Annotated in this window: 14 protein-coding genes and 3 other annotated features; of the genes, 13 read left to right on the plus strand and 1 reads right to left on the minus strand. The window is 35.2% G+C overall.

Annotated elements, in window-relative coordinates:
• Window positions 1-200: 200 nt before the first annotated feature.
• The 8 genes from QQZ16_RS03165 (at window position 201) to trpA (ending at window position 7,922) form a co-directional block, all read left to right on the plus strand.
• Window positions 201-842, plus strand: a complete 642-nt coding sequence (locus QQZ16_RS03165) for an MOSC domain-containing protein (RefSeq protein WP_031536759.1) — start codon at window positions 201-203, stop codon at window positions 840-842.
• Window positions 843-903: 61 nt separating this feature from the next.
• Window positions 904-1,154 (plus strand) — a binding site (T-box leader).
• Between the two features lie 45 nt (window positions 1,155-1,199).
• Window positions 1,200-1,434: a binding site (T-box leader), on the plus strand.
• Between the two features lie 89 nt (window positions 1,435-1,523).
• A complete protein-coding gene (trpE, locus tag QQZ16_RS03170) occupies window positions 1,524-2,921 on the plus strand; it encodes an anthranilate synthase component I (protein ID WP_031536760.1) in 1,398 nt (465 codons plus the stop codon).
• Window positions 2,902-3,486 (plus strand): anthranilate synthase component II, encoded by a 585-nt coding sequence (locus QQZ16_RS03175; protein WP_031536761.1) that lies wholly within the window; start codon window positions 2,902-2,904, stop codon window positions 3,484-3,486. Before trpE ends, QQZ16_RS03175 begins: the two co-directional genes overlap by 20 nt.
• The gene (gene trpD / locus QQZ16_RS03180) at window positions 3,483-4,508 is read left to right on the plus strand and encodes an anthranilate phosphoribosyltransferase (RefSeq protein ID WP_031536762.1); all 1,026 of its coding nucleotides are present in this window, start codon (window positions 3,483-3,485) and stop codon (window positions 4,506-4,508) included. Before QQZ16_RS03175 ends, trpD begins: the two co-directional genes overlap by 4 nt.
• Window position 4,509: 1 nt before the next feature.
• Window positions 4,510-5,301, plus strand: coding sequence for an indole-3-glycerol phosphate synthase TrpC (trpC, locus tag QQZ16_RS03185; protein ID WP_235252146.1), 792 nt, complete (start codon window positions 4,510-4,512; stop codon window positions 5,299-5,301).
• 1 nt (window position 5,302) lies between these two features.
• A complete protein-coding gene (locus QQZ16_RS03190) occupies window positions 5,303-5,914 on the plus strand; it encodes a phosphoribosylanthranilate isomerase (protein WP_235252145.1) in 612 nt (203 codons plus the stop codon).
• 17 nt (window positions 5,915-5,931) lie between these two features.
• A complete protein-coding gene (gene trpB, locus QQZ16_RS03195) occupies window positions 5,932-7,128 on the plus strand; it encodes a tryptophan synthase subunit beta (RefSeq protein WP_235252144.1) in 1,197 nt (398 codons plus the stop codon).
• Between the two features lie 2 nt (window positions 7,129-7,130).
• Window positions 7,131-7,922 carry a tryptophan synthase subunit alpha gene (trpA, locus tag QQZ16_RS03200; RefSeq protein WP_031536766.1) on the plus strand — a complete coding sequence of 264 codons (792 nt, stop codon included), beginning with the start codon at window positions 7,131-7,133 and terminating at the stop codon, window positions 7,920-7,922.
• Between the two features lie 154 nt (window positions 7,923-8,076).
• Here the strand turns inward: trpA and QQZ16_RS03205 are convergent, their stop codons facing one another.
• Window positions 8,077-8,991, minus strand: coding sequence for a LysR family transcriptional regulator (locus QQZ16_RS03205; RefSeq protein WP_235252143.1), 915 nt, complete (start codon window positions 8,989-8,991; stop codon window positions 8,077-8,079).
• A gap of 633 nt (window positions 8,992-9,624) precedes the next feature.
• On the opposite strand from QQZ16_RS03205, the gene QQZ16_RS03210 reads away from it, so the two are divergent.
• The 5 genes from QQZ16_RS03210 to QQZ16_RS03230 all read left to right on the plus strand — a co-directional run bounded on the left by QQZ16_RS03210 (window position 9,625) and on the right by QQZ16_RS03230 (window position 16,439).
• Window positions 9,625-11,337 carry an ABC transporter ATP-binding protein gene (locus QQZ16_RS03210; RefSeq protein WP_031536768.1) on the plus strand — a complete coding sequence of 571 codons (1,713 nt, stop codon included), beginning with the start codon at window positions 9,625-9,627 and terminating at the stop codon, window positions 11,335-11,337.
• A gap of 190 nt (window positions 11,338-11,527) precedes the next feature.
• Window positions 11,528-12,496 (plus strand): DMT family transporter, encoded by a 969-nt coding sequence (locus QQZ16_RS03215; RefSeq protein ID WP_031536769.1) that lies wholly within the window; start codon window positions 11,528-11,530, stop codon window positions 12,494-12,496.
• A gap of 360 nt (window positions 12,497-12,856) precedes the next feature.
• The gene (locus QQZ16_RS03220; protein ID WP_235252142.1) at window positions 12,857-13,633 is read left to right on the plus strand and encodes a Cof-type HAD-IIB family hydrolase; all 777 of its coding nucleotides are present in this window, start codon (window positions 12,857-12,859) and stop codon (window positions 13,631-13,633) included.
• 153 nt (window positions 13,634-13,786) lie between these two features.
• Window positions 13,787-14,001: a binding site (T-box leader), on the plus strand.
• Between the two features lie 76 nt (window positions 14,002-14,077).
• Window positions 14,078-15,175 (plus strand): glutamate 5-kinase, encoded by a 1,098-nt coding sequence (gene proB, locus QQZ16_RS03225; RefSeq protein ID WP_235252141.1) that lies wholly within the window; start codon window positions 14,078-14,080, stop codon window positions 15,173-15,175.
• A gap of 16 nt (window positions 15,176-15,191) precedes the next feature.
• Window positions 15,192-16,439 carry a glutamate-5-semialdehyde dehydrogenase gene (locus tag QQZ16_RS03230; protein WP_031536772.1) on the plus strand — a complete coding sequence of 416 codons (1,248 nt, stop codon included), beginning with the start codon at window positions 15,192-15,194 and terminating at the stop codon, window positions 16,437-16,439.
• Window positions 16,440-16,492: the final 53 nt, after the last annotated feature.

A 16,492-nucleotide genomic window follows, 5' to 3' on the forward strand; every position in this document is an offset into this window, starting at 1 on the left:
AGGTTTTTAAAAAAGAAAAAGACGAAATTTTGATGAAAGAAAACATTTAGAAAACGGATACAAAATTAGAAGTTTTACTTTATAAAAAGGGAGCTAAAAAAAACTCCCACAAAAACTTGACTCAATCTTTTGCCAACTCCTTTCTTCTTTTCTTTAACTAATATGATATGATGAAATAAAAATGATGGTGGTGTGTAAAAGTGGGGGAAGTTATTGCTTTAAGCATTGGTAAAGAAAAAGCATTTACATGGAAAGATAAAATGGTTCATTCGGCAATTGGAAAAGAGAAAGTGGAAGAAGTGTTATTAACAGTTGATGGCTTTGTTGGCGATGGTGTTGCGAATAAGGCTTTTCATGGTGGGAAAGAAAGAGCGGTATGCTATTATCCTTTTGAACATTATAAAAAGTGGGAAGAGGAATTTAAAATAAAGCTTAATCCACCTGCTTTTGGAGAAAATATTTGTGGAACAGAATTTACGGAACATAATACATATATTGGCGATATCTTTTCTTTAGGGAAAGCGATTGTACAAGTAACCCAAGGAAGGGTTCCTTGTTCTACTATTTCAAAATATAATGAAGTGGACACATTTTTAAGCAGAATAGTGGAAACTTGTTATACGGGCTATTTTCTAAAAGTTATCGAAGAAGGAATGGTAAATGCGAATTCAAGCTTTCAATTAATAGAACGTCCCCAAGATAAAGTCTCCGTTTGGGATGCAACGAAAGTGATGCTTCTAGATCGTAAAAATAAAGATGCGATGTTAACGATATTACAAATCGAACAATTAGCAGAGGATTGGAAAAACCGCTATAAAAAAGCGCTTGAAAAAATCAATTAAAATTTTTAGTGGAAAATAGTTGACTTTTATTATATAGTTCCATATCATATAAGTAACATATCGAACTGCAATGAAGAAGAGTAGTACCTTTATTGAAAACCTCAGAGAGCTGGTGGTTGGTGCAAACCAGTGTGGACGATAAAGAGAATGGACTTCTGAGCTTCTAAACCGAACCAATTTTTTGTAGTAGGCTTTAGCGAACGTCTCATCGTTACAAGAGACAGAAATTTAGTTGTATTTCGACGGATTTCTTAAAGTGAGCTTAAATTATTAAGCTAATGAAGGTGGCACCACGGGTCTCTCGTCCTTTTTATAGGAGAGAGGCCCTTTTTGTTTTATAAAAAAATAACTAATACTGCTAAAGCAATGAAGAAGAGTAGTAAGTATAAACACGATGTTAAAGAGAGTCGGTGGCTGGTGTGAACCGATACATTCCTTATACTGAATGGACTTCTGAGTGTGAATCTGAAAATATAGTAGGGTTCAACGGTATCCTCCGTTATCGGGATAGAGTATAAATTGTACTCGAAAAGTGAGAGTGAATAATCACTCTAACCTGAGGTGGTACCGCGGTTAATTAATCGTCCTCTATCTGCAAAAGAATCATGCAGATAGGGGACTTTTTTTGTTGGCTAATATTCAATGTTTTAATAAAAAGCGTCAAACAAGGAGGATTTAATGATGAAAACCAATATTTTATTAATAGATGAAATTCAAGGAGATACATTAACGCCTATAGGGATTTATCAAAGACTATCTGGAAAAAAGAAATTCCTGCTCGAAAGCTCTCTAAAACATGAAGATTCAGGACGATATTCCATCATAGGATGTAATCCAACATTTGAGCTTATTGGAAGTGGTTTTGAAACAATGATTCTTGATGGAGATAAACGAGAAATAAGAAAAGAAAGGGCACTTGATTTGGTAAAAGAATTCTTGCCAGAAAATCAAGCAGAACTTCCTCATTTCTTGCCAGTAAATGCAGGAGCATTCGGTTATGTAGGCTATGACAATATAAGGCAATATGAATATATCGGTCCAGACGCTAAGGATGAAATAGGAATACCAGATGTGCATCTTATGTTTTTTGAAGATTTAGTAATTTTTGACCATTTAGAACAAAAAGTTTATTTGGTTGCAAGTCCATTAAAGGAAACGACAACAGAACAAGAGCTAAGATTTCGACTGCAGATTAGAAAGCTAGAGGTCACTGCTCCTTATAAAGAGGACTTACCGGAAGTGAAACTAACTCCATTTCAGGCAAGCATTTCGAAAGAGCAATTTATCGAGAAGGTTAACAAAGCAAAGGATTATATTTTGGAAGGGGATATCTTCCAAGTAGTTCCATCCCAAAGGATGACTGCTGAAATAGAGGGATCTGCTTTTTCTTATTATCGAAAACTTCGCATTAAAAATCAGTCACCATATATGTATTTTTTCGATTTTGAGGAGTATGCAGTGCTTGGAAGTTCACCCGAAAGCTTAATTAAAGCAGTTAACGGAAAAGTAATAACAAATCCAATTGCTGGAACGAGGCCAAGAGGAGCGACGTTGGAGGAAGATATAAAGCTAGAGCAAGAGCTGTTGGTAGATGAAAAGGAATTAGCAGAGCATAAAATGCTAGTTGATTTAGCAAGAAACGATGTTGGAAAAGTTAGTGGTTTTGGTAGTATCTCTGTTGATAAGTATATCAAAGTAGAAAAGTATAAGCATGTTATGCATCTTGTTTCAGAGGTAAGCGGAGAATTAAAGAAAGATTTCAAATGTGTAGATGCACTTGTTTCTTGTTTACCTGCCGGGACAGTATCAGGAGCTCCTAAAATACGTGCTATGCAGATTATCAATGAATTAGAAGGAACAAAAAGAGGAGTCTATTCAGGGGCTGTTGGCTATTTTTCAAAAAATGGAAACATGGACTTTGCCCTAGCAATTCGCACAATGGTTATTAAAGACAAAAAGGCATACATTCAGGCTGGTGCAGGGATCGTGCATGATTCTGTTCCAGTAAAGGAATATGAGGAAACGATTCATAAACTAAAATTATTCTTGGAGGAACAGCATGATTTTATTAATCGATAATTATGACTCTTTTACGTATAACTTATTTCAGTATTTAGGAGAATTAGGGGAAGAGATTACGGTTGTTCGAAATGATGAAATTTCGATTGAGGCAATTCGTCGCTTAAATCCAGAACGGATTGTTCTTTCACCTGGACCAGGTAGACCTGAAAATGCAGGCATTTTAATTGAGCTTATTCAAACTCTTTATCAGGAGTTTCCGATTCTTGGCATTTGTCTTGGACATCAGGCAATTGGATATGCATTTGGATCAGAAGTAGTAAAAGCCTCTAATGTAATGCACGGGAAAACATCGAAATTAAAGGTAACAAATAACTCCGTTTTTCGAAATATAGAAGACCCGGAAGTGATGCGATACCACTCTCTTGTTATTAAGAAGGATACATTAAATGAGGAATTCGAAGTCTTGGCTAACTCAACAGACGACAACGAGATTATGGCGATAAAGCATAAGAAGTATCCGTTATATGGCTATCAGTTTCATCCAGAGTCAATAGGGACTGACTGCGGAAAACAGTTGTTGAAAAATTTTATCATGGAAACTGGAAAGGAAGTTCAAAGATGAAAGAATACGTAGAAAAATTAATGGCGAATCAATCATTAACGGAAGCTGAAATGGAAAATGCGGCAAGCCTCCTTTTTTCAGATGAAATAACAGATACAGAGATTGCGGCTTTTATTACAAGCTTAAAAATGAAGGGAGAAACAGTAGAGGAAATAGTCGGTATCGTAAATGCTGTACGAAAACAGACTCTCCCTTTTTCCGAAACAATAATGGGCTGTATTGATAACTGTGGTACTGGTGGAGACAGATCTCAAAGCTTTAATATAAGCAGCACTTCAGCATTTGTTTTAGCAGGAGCAGGAATACCTGTAGCTAAGCATGGAAATCGCAGTATTTCTAGTAAAACAGGAAGTGCAGATGTCTTAGAAGAACTAGGAATAAAACTAAATGTGACTCCAGAACAGAATATTCGTCAATTAGAAGAAGTAGGAATTACATTTCTATTTGCTCAGCATGTTCAACCGAAAATGGGCAGAATTATGAAGGTTCGAAGAGAATTAAAGCTTCCAACGATTTTTAATTTAATTGGACCATTAACAAACCCAATATCCCTTGAAACGCAAGTATTAGGAATATATAGAAGTGATTTACTTGTAACTTTTGCTGAAAGTTTAAAAAAATTAGGCAGAAAGCGAGCTGTTGTTTTAAATGGTGCAGGCGGAATGGATGAAGCCTCTTTACAAGGTGATAATCAACTGGTGATTTTGCAAAATGGAAAAATAGAGGAAACGATCCTTAATCCAGAAGATGTAAACCTCCCTTATTATACAAATGGAAAAATACGTGGAGGAGACGCAAAGGAAAATGCCACAATATTATGGAATGTCTTAAAGGGGAAAAAGGGTGCTTATCGTGATACGGTACTTTTAAATGCAGGCATCGGTATTTATACGGCAGGAAGAGCTGACAGTATTATCGAAGGAGTAAATGCAGCGAAGGAAAGTATTGATTCAGGAGCAGCACTTCATAAATTAAATCAATTAGTGGAGACAAGCAAAGAATTCGAAGGGGCAGGGATATAAAGTGGAAACCATCTTGGATAAAATTATTGCAAAAAAAAGCGAAACGATTGAAGAATTATATAAAAGAAAAGAAGAGTTGAAGACAGTCGTTCAAAGCAAGGAAAGAAGATCGTTATTAAATAAAATAATGCAGGCAGAAGCATTATCCGTAATTGCTGAGTTTAAGCGGGCTTCTCCATCAAAGGGAGATATCAATGTGGAGAAGGATCCAAAGGAACAAGCTAAAATGTATGAATTATATGGTGCAGATGCTATCTCTGTGTTAACAGATACCCCCTTTTTTAAAGGATCATACGAGGATTTGGCAAAAGTGAGAGAAGCGGTTAATTTGCCCATTCTATGCAAGGATTTTATTGTTGATAAGATTCAAATCGATTTCGCTAAAGCATATGGTGCAGACCTCATATTACTAATAGCAGCTGCATTAGAGGACGAAAAGCTGCATGAATTATATACGTATGCAACGAAATTAGGGCTGGAAGTATTGCTTGAAGTTCATAATGAAGAAGAATTGGAAAGAGCCTTAAAAACAGATGCTCCGTTAATTGGTGTGAATAACAGAGACTTAAAAACATTTGAAGTATCACTGGAAACAACCGAAAAATTAGCTGGGAAAATTAAGAATAGTGGCAGATACATGGTTAGCGAAAGTGGTATAGCCACATTTGAGGATATTTTAAAGGTTACATCTAGTGGAGCGAATGCTGTTTTAGTTGGGGAGACCTTTATGAAAGCAACAGACCTTGAAAGCAAAATCAAAGAAATGAAAGTATCTTTGGGGGGCTTGAGATAAAGTGAAAGTAAAAATTTGTGGCATTACAACAAAAGATGCAGCAGCATGTGCCGTTCAATATGGAGCGGATGCATTAGGCTTTGTATTTGCGAATAGTAAACGGAAAATAAATCCAGAAAAGGCGAAAGAAATTATTGATACTCTCCCTAAAGATATAATGAAGGTGGGCGTATTTGTCAATGAGACTAAAGAGAATATAGAGAAAATTGTGAAATTATCAGGTATTAATACAATTCAGCTTCATGGAGATGAAACGCCAGAATTTGCTTCAAGCTTTTCTTTGCCAATAATTAAGGCATTTAGTATATCATCCAAAGAAGATCTTCAACAAGTAACTGCTTTTCCATGTGAATATGCCCTACTAGATAGTCCGAGAGGAAAGTATCATGGAGGAAATGGAATAGCATTTGACTGGAGCATTATTAAAAATTATGACTTCGGCCAAAAGCAAATTATCCTTGCTGGCGGATTAAATATATCAAACTTAGCTGAAGCCATCCAAATAACCAATCCTTTTATGGTGGATGTTAGCAGTGGAGTGGAAACGGATGGAAAGAAAGATTTAGTGAAAATCAAGAATTTTTTACAAATTGGAAAAACAGTTCATATTTAAGAAAAGAGGGAGCTATCATGGCAGAAACATATGCGTTTCCAGATAAAAGAGGACATTTCGGGTTGTATGGAGGTAGATACGTACCAGAGACATTGATGCAGGCAGTAACAGAACTTGAAACAGAATATAAGAAAGCGCAGCAGGATCCAGCTTTTCATAAGGAATTAAATAATTTGCTTAAGGATTATGTCGGAAGAGAAACACCCCTTTATTTTGCAGAAAATCTAACAAAATACGCTGGTGGCGCAAAAATTTATTTAAAGAGAGAAGATTTGAATCATACAGGAGCTCATAAAATTAATAACTCCTTAGGCCAAGCATTACTGGCAAAAAGAATGGGCAAAAAGAAAGTTGTAGCGGAAACAGGAGCTGGACAGCATGGTGTTGCCACAGCAACAGCCTGTGCGCTATTAAACTTAGAATGTACGATTTTTATGGGGGAAGAGGATATTAGAAGGCAAAAGCTGAATGTATTCCGAATGGAATTACTAGGAGCAAAAGTAGTTGGCGTTACTTCTGGAAGTGCCACACTTAAGGATGCTTGTAATGAAGCCTTACGCTATTGGGTAACAAATGTTGTTGATACTCACTATATTTTAGGGTCTGTAATGGGACCACATCCATTTCCAATGATGGTCCGTGATTTTCAAAGTGTCATTGGTAAAGAAGCAAAAAAACAATACGTTGAAAAAGTCGGAAATCTTCCAGAAGCGATTGTTGCCTGTATTGGTGGCGGCAGTAATGCAATGGGTATTTTTTATCCGTTTATCGAGGATGAAAGTGTTGCTTTATATGGAGTAGAGGCTTCGGGGCATGGTCTTGATACGGAAAAGCATGCTGCTTCCTTATCAAAAGGGAAACCAGGTGTATTACATGGCTCTTATATGTATTTGCTACAAAATGATGATGGGCAAATTCAAGAAGCACATTCAATTTCTGCAGGCTTAGATTATCCAGGTATTGGTCCTGAGCATAGCTATCTTCATGATATTGGACGTGCAACCTATGAATCAATCACCGATGATGAAGCTTTTGAAGCACTGCAGCTTCTTTGTAAAGTGGAAGGGATTATTCCTGCATTAGAGAGTGCTCATGCAATTAGCTATGCAGTAAAACTTGCTGCTAAGATGGATAAGGAAAAAGGGATTATTGTTTGCTTGTCTGGTAGAGGAGATAAGGATGTAAATACAGTGATGGAAAGAATGGGGGAATAAAAATGAAGACAATTCGAGAAGCCTTTCATGAGGGGCTTGAAAAAGGAGATAAAGCGTTTGTTCCATATATAATGGCTGGAGACGGTGGTCTTGAAACGTTGAAGGATAAAGTGCTTTTTCTTGAAGAAGCAGGAGCAACTGCCATTGAATTAGGCATTCCTTTCTCTGACCCTGTAGCAGATGGACCGATTATTCAAGCCGCAGGCATCCGTTCCCTTCAAGCAGGAACAACACTTAAAGGTGTATTTGAATCGATTCAATCTTTTAGAGAGTTAACTACTATTCCACTTGTGATGATGACCTATTTAAATCCTATATTAGCATACGGAGTAGAGGCATTTTTCCAAGACTGTGAAAAAGCATCAATAAATGGACTGATTGTCCCTGATTTACCGGTAGAAGAAGAAGTAATCATAGAAAAATTAGCTGCAAAGCATCATGTTGAAATAATCCGATTAGTGACATTAACAAGTCCGTTAGATCGAATTGAAAACATTGCAAAAAAAGGAAATGGCTTCTTATATGCCGTAACGGTAAACGGTATAACGGGATCGAGAACTAGCTTCCAAGAACATTTAGGTACACATTTACTAAAGGTTAAGGAAGTAAGTCCCATCCCAGTCCTAGCAGGATTTGGCATTTCTTCTCCAGAGCATGTTACAAGTATGACAGAATATTGTGATGGTGTAATCGTTGGAAGTAGAATCGTGGAACTTTTTTCAGAGAACAAGTTAGAGGAAATAAAGGAACTGATTGCTGCAAGTAAAAAAGGAAACACATTATCTGCTATTTAAAAGGTGGAATCCTCTCTTCTTCATTCTGGTTCAGAATAAGGAGGGAGGATTTTTGCCTAATCTGTTTGATAAGTAGTGAAATGATTTCGAGAGATAGAAGGGAAGAAATTCATCCGTAAAAGGGCTGTTCGAAAAGTTCAGCCCTTTTAAAAGATTATTCACCATATGAAAGATTTTGATATAGCTTATTTTCCTTCGTTAGCTCGGTGATAAGAGGGGAAACAGCATGCTGTTTAAAGGAAAATTCAGGAACGATAAAGGAAAAGTATCTGATGATTGGGACATTTTTAATACGTAATATACTAAGGGTATCCATAAACATTTCTTTCTGGACTGCATATTTAGAAACAATCGATATCCCTAAATCAGCTTCCACAGACTCTTTAATAATTTGTGTGCTTCCAAATGAGCGAACACTCGGTGGATCAAAGTTTTGGTTTTGAAAAAACTGATTTACTACTTCTCTTGTTCCTGAACCTTCTTCTCTAAGTATCCAAGTCTCATCATACAAATATTTTAATTCTATGGATGAAAGACTGGCAAAACGATGATTTTTACTAACGATAATGACAAGTTCATCTTCTTTAAATGGTGTTATGCTTAAATGTGGATGATGTTTCAAATGACTATCAATGATTCCTAAATCAATTTCTCCATGTAGCAATTGATCGATAATGCGATTCGAGTTTCTTATACTTATCATAGGATTATCATGTTTCTTGTCTTTTTTTATATAGTCTGCAATTACTTTCGGAAGTAAATATTCTCCGAATGTGAAGCTAGAGCCAATGGAAAGTGGACGGCTTTTCGTTTTAGAGAGGTGATCAATCAAATTATTCACTTCTTTGTACTCAGATAAAATTTTCTTTGCATGAAAATAAAATAATTCGCCTGCTTTTGTTAGTCTTACATATTTATTCGTTCGGTCTAAAAAGGTAACATTATACTTTTTTTCAAGTGCTTTAATGGAAAGCGTTACTGCAGATTGAGTAATATGTAAGCTTTCTGCTGCCCTAGTAAAATTAAGTTTTTCAGCAACTGTCACAAAGGTCAATAAATGATAATCCAAAAAAACACACTCCTTTAATAAACGATAGAATGGATGTTAAGACATATTAGTCGCAGTTTATATACCAAAATAGGCTAAAGGAAATTCATATAAGTAATAGAAAATTATCTCTTTCTATTATTATACTAAAAAGGAGTGTGGATAAAAATAGAAGTTGATAGAATAATGCAAAAATAATGAATATTTACTAAATAACTTTTTATCCATTTTATTGAATAATTAAACAATCAGACCATACTCCTATTTTGTAAGGTATTTCGCTTGATTTATGTCGAATATATAAACTGAAACTTCCATTCGTAAGTTATGTTTTCACTGATGATAGTAGAAGCAGTCGGAGCTATACGGACAGTTGAACTTTTACCAACTATCTTCAAAATCGCATAAAGCTTGCAGGCAGATTTTTACTGTCCGTTAAGAAGTGGACAAATATTTATCTTGTGGAAATTGCAAATAACTACTATAATCAATAATGATTCTCAATATAGGTGAATGTAAAAAAGAAGAAAAGAATTGTTCGATGCAGACAGAAACTACGTAAATGGTATGATAGTATATCGTTTATGTAGTAACTGGAACGAATGATAAAAGAGGATAACAAATTAGAAAGGTTAGGTGTGAAGGAGATAAATTATGATTAAACGTTTTTTTTCATATTATAAACCACATAAAAAATTATTTACGCTCGACTTCTCAAGTGCAATCGTTGTTGCACTATTAGAGCTTGCTTTTCCACTTGCGGTTTCTTGGTATATTGATGATTTGCTTCCAGAAGGAAATTGGGGCACGATTTTATCCGTAGGTGTGGGATTACTGCTATTATATGTAACAAGTACCTTTCTTCAATACATAGTCAATTATTGGGGCCATAAACTTGGGATAAATATTGAAACAGATATGCGAGGCCAATTATTTACCCATGTGCAAAGACAATCATTTTCTTTTTTTGATAATACAAAAACTGGCCATATCATGAGTCGTATTACCAATGATTTATTTGATATAGGAGAACTTGCCCATCATGGACCTGAGGATTTATTTATTGCTTTTATGACATTTGTTGGTGCATTTTGGATTATGCTTACAATTAATATAAAACTAGCATTAATTGTTATCTTTATCGTTCCAATTCTAGTTTGGCTCATTACATACTGTAACAAAAGCATGAATAAGGCATGGGGCCATATGTATGGGGATATTGCAGATGTAAATGCTAGAGTGGAAGATAGTGTCTCTGGTGTACGTGTAGTTCAATCTTTTACAAATGAAGACTATGAAATTTCTAGATTTACAGTAAATAATAGAAGATTCCGTAAGGCAAAAATAGGTGCATATAAAGTAATGTCGCTTACGTCTTCTTCTGTATATATGTTAATGAGATTCTTTACTTTAGTAGTTTTAGTCTTTGGTGCTTGGCTAACCTTTCATGATCAAATGAAAATCGGGGAACTAGTATCTTTCATTTTGTTTGTAAATATATTGCAAAAACCAATTGATAAAATTAGTGCCATATTAGAACTATATCCAAAGGGAATGGCTGGATTTAAGCGTTTCTTAGAATTGCTAGATTCAGAACCAAAGATTTTAGATAAGAAAGATGCAATAGAAGTAAATGGATTAAAGGGAGATATTACACTACAGGATGTAACGTTTAGTTATGACAGTAATCCTGTTTTGAAAAATATTAATTTGTCCATAACTGCTGGTGAAACGATTGCTTTTGTCGGACCTTCTGGTGCCGGTAAAACGACGATTTGTTCGTTAATTCCTCGTTTTTATGATGTGAATAGTGGGAGTATCAAGATTGACGGAATGGATATTCGTGATATGACGATGAAATCATTAAGATCGCAAATTGGAATTGTACAGCAGGATGTATTTTTATTTACAGGTACGTTAAAAGAAAATATTGCTTACGGTAATTTAAATGCGTCAGATGAAGAAATTCATGAAGCAGTTAGAAGAGCACATCTCGAAGATTTAGTGCTTAAATTGCCAGATGGTTATGAAACGCAGATTGGTGAAAGAGGATTGAAGCTGTCAGGTGGACAGAAGCAAAGAATCGCTATTGCTCGGATGTTCCTAAAAAACCCGCCCATTCTCATATTAGATGAAGCGACTTCTGCACTTGATACAGAAACGGAATTAATTATCCAAAATTCATTAAATGAGCTAGCTCAAAACCGTACAACACTAGTGATTGCACATCGCCTTGCGACCATTCGCAACGCTGATCGCATTGTTGTAGTTACAGAAAATGGGATAGAAGAAGAAGGAAAGCATGATGAATTATTAGCACAGAACGGGATTTTCGCTAACCTTCATCGTGTACAATATCAGCGTTAAGTTTAAGGTCTGTACTTATAATAGTACAGACCTTATTGGGTTCCTTTTATCCTTGATCACGGATTGTTATTATTTTTTACTCGACAACATAAAGAAAACTCAATTTACAAAAACACTAGGATAAATATTCAATATGCGATATATTGGATATAAGTTATTGGGTTATTCGATTAAAGAGAGGGGTAAATTATTGAGACCGATTATTTTAGGGATATTTGCAGCGCTATTTTTTGCGTTTACATTTGTGTTGAATCAGTCGATGGAAATAGGTGGAGGAAGCTGGTTATGGAGTGCCTCTTTACGTTATTTTTTTATGTTGCCACTCTTAATTTTAATTGTGGTGTGTAGAAATAACTTAATGGTTGTATGGCAGGAGTTAAAAGAAAATCCTGCTTCTTGGTTAATATGGAGTACTGTTGGTTTTGGTTTCTTTTACGCTGGGATTTGTTTTGCGGGTGCATATGGACCAGGTTGGCTTGTGGCGGGTACTTGGCAGCTTACAATCATTTCTGGCATATTTCTCACACCTTTATTTTATGAAAATAAGATTGGAAGAGATGGAAATCTTCAATCAGTTCGAAAAAAAATACCGTTAAAAAGTTTAACTTTTTCCATTTTAATCGTTGTTGGAGTCATCATTATGCAATTAGAATTTGCTGTATCTATTTCTCTAAAGGATGCTTTATTTTGTCTTATTCCTATACTTATTGCATCATTTGCGTATCCGTTAGGGAATCGAAAGATGATGGAGCTTTGTAATGATAGATTAGATGTTTTTCAACGTGTATTAGGAATGACAATTGCAAGTCTTCCATTTTGGATTCTATTATCTATTATTGGTGTATTAACAGTCGGGCTTCCTGGAAAGCAGCAGGTAGGTCAATCAGCAATCGTGGCAGTATTTTCTGGTATTATTGCGACGGTATTATTTTTTGCAGCAACAGACTTAGTTAAAGACAATATGGTTAAATTAGGGGCTGTAGAAGCAACACAATCATTGGAAGTTTTATTTGCTTTGTTTGGTGAAATAATCTTTTTATCTTCTCCTTTACCAACCTCTATTAGTCTTCTCGGTATTTGTTTTGTAATGCTTGGGATGATTTTGCATAGTGTATATTCGAGTAAGAAAATACACATAAATAGTAGCATTGAAGCATAATCATGGTTTTTGTGACTGAATATTTATTTCAATCATGAAAGATATGTTAAGAATGTAATAACTATATGAAGTTTATTTGGAGTTATCGGAATTTTTTACTTTTTCAAAAGAAATCGTTATACTATGTTAGTATGTAGGAATTAATGCTTGTAGATAAAGTGTTGATAAAAATGAATGGCATGTAAGATGAAATTTATTTGTCCAAACAGTAAACAAGATTAAATAGTAATCATCTTACATAGTAAAAAAAGATGCTTTGGCTAAGCAAGATATGAAGCTAGGGCCTTAAGAAAGTGGTATTCTGTCAGTCGTATTTTTTGGCTATCACTTCTAAATATAAAAATTAGGAGGAAAAGCAAAGTGACGAAAAAGTTGGAAGATAAGGACATTAAGCTGATTGCTCTTGACATGGATGGGACATTATTGAATGAAAAAGGGGAAATACCAGAGGAAAACCGAAAAGCAATTAAAGAAGCCCACGATAATGGATTACATGTTGTGTTAAGTACAGGTCGCTCTCTTGCTACTTGTAAGGATCACGCAAAAAGTCTTTTATTAAAATCATATTTAGTTACAGTAAACGGTAGTGAAATTTGGGATACAAAGGGAAATTTAATTGATAGAAATCTTGTGGATGCCAATCATATCCAATGGATGTGGGGCCTAGCACAGCAACACAAAGCAAAAATGTGGGCAACTAGCTGTGATAAATTATGGTTTGATGAGATGCCGGAAAATGTAAGAGAATTAGAGTGGCTAAAGTTTGGTTTTCATATTGAAGATAATCAAATTAGAGAAAAGGTTTTGAACAGTTTACAAGAGAAGAAATGTTTTGAAATCAGTAATTCATCCCCTGTAAATATTGAGGTAAATGCATTAGGAATTAATAAAGCAAGAGGCCTCAAAAAAGTATGTGAGCTATTACATATCTCAATGGATCAGGTATTGGCAGCTGGAGACAGCCTGAACGATATTAGCATGATTAAAGAAGCTGGCATAGGAGTGGCAATGGGAAATGCTCAGGACTTTGTAAAGGAGACAGCAGATGTTGTAACCTTAACAAATAATGAAAATGGAGTAGCCCATGCAATAAGAAAATGGGCTCTAAATAGAGAAGCTGCAGAAATAAAAAACTAGTTTTTCTGTTCTTCACACTAAAAATTATTTTTTCTGGTCGATAAATAAAAAACTAGTTTTTCTGTTCTTCACACTAAAAATTATTTTTTCTGGTCGATAAATAAAAAAACAATTGAAACCACAGAAAAAACTGCTTATAATAAGTAAAAAGAAAAATGAACGAAGCGAAAGGACTAGTATGTGAGACGCTTTTATAAAAGAGAGTGAAGTTTATAAGCTGAAAGACTTCATTATAAAAGTTCACAGAACCTACCTTTCAAGTCCTATTACAATAGGCGCATTTCTTGCGTTATCAGACAGAGTGGAATCAATTGTTTGAATTGATTCAATAAAGGTGGTACCACGGAAAGCCCTTTTTCGTCCTTTTATAAGGAAATGAAAAGGGCTTTTTTCTATTTCTTTGTAAAAATAGGCGCAGGTTTACTAAAGTTCGGAGGAAATAACATGGAGAAAAAAAGGATTGTCGTAAAAATCGGAAGCAGCTCTCTCACAGATTCAAAGGGTGCAATCGACCAATCAAAATTAGGGGACCATATTGCAAGCATTGCCAATTTAAAAAATAGTGGCCATGAAGTATTATTAGTTTCTTCTGGTGCTGTCGCGGCTGGTTTTGCAAAATTAGGCTATCCGGCAAGACCAGTCACACTCAAAGGAAAGCAGGCTGCAGCTGCTGTTGGTCAAAGCTTATTAATTCAAAGCTATAATGAACAATTAAGTAAGTATGGCATAGTGCCAGCACAAATTTTAATAACGCGCAACGATTTTTCCAAGCGAGATCGATACCGAAATGCCTATTCCACGCTTACAGAATTATTAGAAAGAAATATTTTGCCTATTATTAATGAGAACGACACTGTATCTGTAGAAGAATTAACATTTGGAGACAATGATATGTTATCCGCTCTCGTTAGTGGTCTTATACATGCAGATCAATTGATTATTCTTACAGATATTAATGGTTTGTATAACAAGAATCCGAAAGAAGACCAAACAGCAAAACGAATTGATTATTTGCCGGAAATTACAGAAGTATGGAAAAACGTAGCAAAAGGTAGTGGATCAAAGGTTGGAACAGGAGGTATGAAATCAAAACTCATTGCAGCAGAAACAGCATTGTCATTAGGTGTAAAGGTATTCATTGGAAAAGGATCGGGTGAAAATAAGTTAATTGATATTATGGATGGTAATGGGGATGGAACTTATATTGGTTCCGATGCGTTAACATTGATTAATAGTAATCGTCAATGGATTTCACTGCATTCCACCGTACAAGGAAGCTTGTATGTCGATGAAGGGGCAGAAATTGCTTTGGTTCATAATGGGAGTAGTTTATTACCAGCAGGGATTTATAAAGTAGAAGGTATTTTTGAAAAAGGGAATGTAGTAGAGGTATTTGGTATAAATGGCATTATTGGAAAAGGTGAAGTGCTTTACTCTTCTGAAGAATTAAAAAAAATCATCACACAAAGAACGGCAGAAAAAAGACTGGATAAAAATCCGAAATTGGAAGTAATTCACCGTGATAAATGGGTGAAAATTTGACAAGGGAGAGATGAAAATGGGAGAGGTTTATCAAAAAGGTGAATTAGCAAAGAAAGCAAGCTATCAATTATTAAATAAATCAACAGATGAAAAGAATGATGCATTATTATTAATTAGTAATCAATTATTAGAAGATAAAGACTTGATTATGGCAGCGAATAAGGTCGATCTTGAAAAGGGAAAAGAAAACGGTCTTACTTCTTCTATATTAGATCGAATTATGCTGGATGAAAAAAGAATGAAGGATATGGCTTCCGCTTTAAAGGAGCTAGTGAAGCTGAAGGATCCAGTGGGTGTAGTAGTGGAAGAAATAGAAAAAGATAATGGTCTAAAAATACTGAAGAAAACAGTTCCAATTGGAGTAATGGGCATGATTTATGAAGCAAGGCCAAATGTTACCATAGATGCGGCAAGCCTTGCCTTGAAAACAGGAAACAGTATTGTCTTAAGAGGGAGTTCTTCAGCGAAGGAATCAAATATAGCACTTGTTCATTCCATTCATAAGGCACTTGAAAAATCAGCTTTGCCTAAAGAAGCTGTTCAATTAATCGAGGATACGAGCAGGGAAACGGCAAAAGAGCTATTCCATTTAAAAGAATTCTTAGATGTTTTAATACCTCGTGGTGGAAAAGGGTTAATTGAAACAGTAGTAAGAGAAGCAACTGTTCCTGTTATTGAAACTGGGGCTGGAAATTGTCATTTATATATCGATGAAACAGCTAATATCGACATGGCAAAAAAAATCAGCTTAAACGGAAAAACTCAGCGCCCATCTGTTTGTAATGCTCTAGAAACTATTTTAATAGAAGAAAAATGGTTTAAGCAAAATGGATTATCGCTATTACAAGCATTAGACAATAGAGGAGTCGAAATTTACGGTGATCAAACAGTTTGTGCTGCATATGAAACAGCAATAGAAGCGACAGAAGATGATTGGTATACAGAATATTCTGCTTTAAAGATTAGTATAAAGGTTGTAAAAGGAGTTATGGATGCAATCAATCATATTAATAAATATGGAACAAAACACTCAGAAGCAATCATTACCGAGAATAAAGAAAATGCAACTACTTTTTTAGCAGGAGTGGATGCAGCAGCAGTCTACCATAATGCTAGTACTAGATTTACAGATGGATTTGAATTCGGCTATGGAGCGGAGATTGGCATAAGTACACAAAAACTTCATGCAAGGGGACCAATGGGACTAAATGCATTAACATCTGTTAAATACTTCATTTATGGAGATGGGCAAGTCAGAAACTAACAGCAGGGTGGAAAAATTCTAGAAAGTGTAGACTCTACTTTTAGATGAAGCCA

Source organism: Bacillus sp. T2.9-1, from assembly GCF_950097965.1.
GTDB classification, from domain to species: domain Bacteria; phylum Bacillota; class Bacilli; order Bacillales; family Cytobacillaceae; genus Niallia; species Niallia hominis.

What these genes read in the sequence shown, in the direction of transcription:
- trpE (WP_031536760.1), top strand. Translation starts at nt 1,524, where the DNA reads ATGAAAACCAATATTTTATTAATAGATGAAATTCAAGGAGATACATTA.
- QQZ16_RS03175 (WP_031536761.1), top strand. Translation starts at nt 2,902, where the DNA reads ATGATTTTATTAATCGATAATTATGACTCTTTTACGTATAACTTATTT.
- trpD (WP_031536762.1), top strand. Translation starts at nt 3,483, where the DNA reads ATGAAAGAATACGTAGAAAAATTAATGGCGAATCAATCATTAACGGAA.
- trpB (WP_235252144.1), top strand. Translation starts at nt 5,932, where the DNA reads ATGGCAGAAACATATGCGTTTCCAGATAAAAGAGGACATTTCGGGTTG.
- trpA (WP_031536766.1), top strand. Translation starts at nt 7,131, where the DNA reads ATGAAGACAATTCGAGAAGCCTTTCATGAGGGGCTTGAAAAAGGAGAT.
- QQZ16_RS03210 (WP_031536768.1), top strand. Translation starts at nt 9,625, where the DNA reads ATGATTAAACGTTTTTTTTCATATTATAAACCACATAAAAAATTATTT.
- proB (WP_235252141.1), top strand. Translation starts at nt 14,078, where the DNA reads ATGGAGAAAAAAAGGATTGTCGTAAAAATCGGAAGCAGCTCTCTCACA.
- QQZ16_RS03230 (WP_031536772.1), top strand. Translation starts at nt 15,192, where the DNA reads ATGGGAGAGGTTTATCAAAAAGGTGAATTAGCAAAGAAAGCAAGCTAT.